The sequence below is a fragment of the Pseudanabaena sp. 'Roaring Creek' genome (assembly GCF_001402795.1).
In the GTDB taxonomy this organism is placed as follows: domain Bacteria; phylum Cyanobacteriota; class Cyanobacteriia; order Pseudanabaenales; family Pseudanabaenaceae; genus Pseudanabaena.
Map to the genome: position 1 here is coordinate 1 of NZ_LIRE01000039.1, position 2193 is coordinate 2193.

At 46.2% G+C, this 2193-nt stretch carries 1 pseudogene; it reads right to left on the reverse strand.

The features are described 5' to 3' along the window. Positions 1-373: 373 nt before the first annotated feature. Positions 374-1963: pseudogene (locus tag AC805_RS01210) on the reverse strand (CTP synthase); the annotation flags it as partial. Positions 1964-2193 lie beyond the last annotated feature (230 nt).

Below are 2193 nucleotides of genomic sequence, written 5' to 3' on the forward strand. Positions count from 1 at the left end.
TAAAACCCAAAATAGTGTTGCCGCGCGGAGCGCGGCAACACTATTTTGGGTTTTAGATCCTAGCTATCTCTTACTGGGTTTTATGTCCTAATCCACTACAGCAATTATCGATTAAACGAACCAAAAGGAAATTCCTGAAAGTGTTGCGAAGCAACGCTTTCAGGAATTTCCTTGGTTTGGGGTTGAGCGCAAAGCGCTGTAATACATTTGGTGACGGCTGTATTACCAATTTGTCATTTTGAAAATGGCTTTGCGATTTTTAAAATGAGTCCTAAGCAGAAACTATCGAAGCGAACTCTTGTGGCTCGTTAATTTGGTTGATGACTGGCGCATTCTCTAATTCAGAGGCATTGCCAAGGCGTTGTTTTTGTAGATCGAGTGCGGCTTTAATTAAACCTTGGAACAATGGGTGGGGACGGCTGGGACGCGATTGGAACTCAGGATGGAACTGAGAGGCAATGAAGTAAGGATGGCTCGGAAGTTCGATCGCTTCAACTAATCTGCCATCGGGAGAAGTCCCGCTGATTACATAGCCCGACTCGATAAACAGCGATCGGTAAGCATTGTTGAATTCATAGCGATGGCGATGGCGTTCGTAGATGACCGATTCGTTATAAAGCTGATGTACGAGCGTATTCGGCACAAGACGACAGGCATACAAACCTAAGCGCATCGTACCACCAAGATTTACCACATCTTGCTGTTCTGGGAGAAGGTGAATGACGGGATTCTGAGATTCTGGAGCGAATTCGGCACTATTGGCATCGCTTAGTTTTCCTACATTTCTCGCCCAATCAATGACCGCGCATTGCATTCCCAGACATAGCCCTAAAAATGGAATCTGGCGATCGCGTGCATATTGTACTGCCGCGACTTTACCATCGACTCCCCGATGACCAAACCCTCCAGGAACGACGATCGCATGGACATCCTTGAGGAATTTATCAGCACCATAGGCTTCGATATCTTCAGAGTTAATCCATCGGATATTAACATTACTATTAACGGCGATCGCCCCATGCTTGAGGGCTTCGATCACCGATAAGTAGGCATCGGTTAACCGAACGTATTTGCCAACGATCGCCACTTCGACATGATGCTCGGAACGGTAAAGACGCTCCACAAGGGTTTGCCAACTGCGGAGATCGGGCTGGCGCTGTTGCATCCCTAGCAAACGCAATACCTGCTCTGCCAAGCCTTCCCGTTCCATTGCTAAGGGCACTTCGTAGATGCTCTTAACATCCTGTCCTGTCATCACACACTCAGGCAAGACATTACAAAATTCGGAAATTTTGTCCTTGATATTTTGTGGTAAGGGGCGATCGCTACGACAGACCAAGATATCGGGTTGAATCCCCACGGATTGCAATTCCTTAACCGAATGTTGGGTGGGCTTGGTCTTCATTTCACCTGCGGAGGCAATCCAAGGCATGAGCGTAACATGCATATACACCACGTTTTGTCGCCCCACATCTTTCCGAAACTGGCGAATAGCCTCGATAAAGGGTAAGGACTCAATATCACCAACCGTGCCACCAATTTCGACAATAACGAGATCGGGATTGCCATTTTTCGCAACCCGATGAATGCGTTCTTTAATCTCGTTGGTGATATGAGGGATCACCTGTACGGTTCCGCCCTGATAATCACCACGACGTTCTTTATTGATCACGCCTTGATAAATTGCGCCAGTGGTGACATTACTCAGTTTTGACATTGAGGTATCGGTAAATCGCTCGTAATGTCCCAGATCGAGATCGGTTTCCGCGCCATCTTCGGTGACAAAAACTTCCCCATGCTGAAACGGACTCATCGTACCTGGATCAACGTTAATATAGGGGTCGAGTTTCAAAATCGCGATTGAATAATCCCTTGATTTAAGTAATCGTCCCAAACTTGCGGCCACGATTCCCTTCCCAATACTAGAGACAACTCCGCCAGTCACAAAGATATACTTAGCCATAAAATTTCGTTATTAGGGTGCATTGGCTTATCACTTTGTAAACCATGCTTAACAAAGTGATTATATAGCAGTTGCTAGCTACAGCATAAACCTGTCAATCTTCCTGATCGCATTGCTTCCGTTAAAAGGCACAAGATATAGCTATAAACCCAGAAGAGTGTTGCGGTGCTTTGCACCGCAGCACTCTTCTGGGTTTTGTTTTTGTCCTAACATAACTGGCTACTGCTATA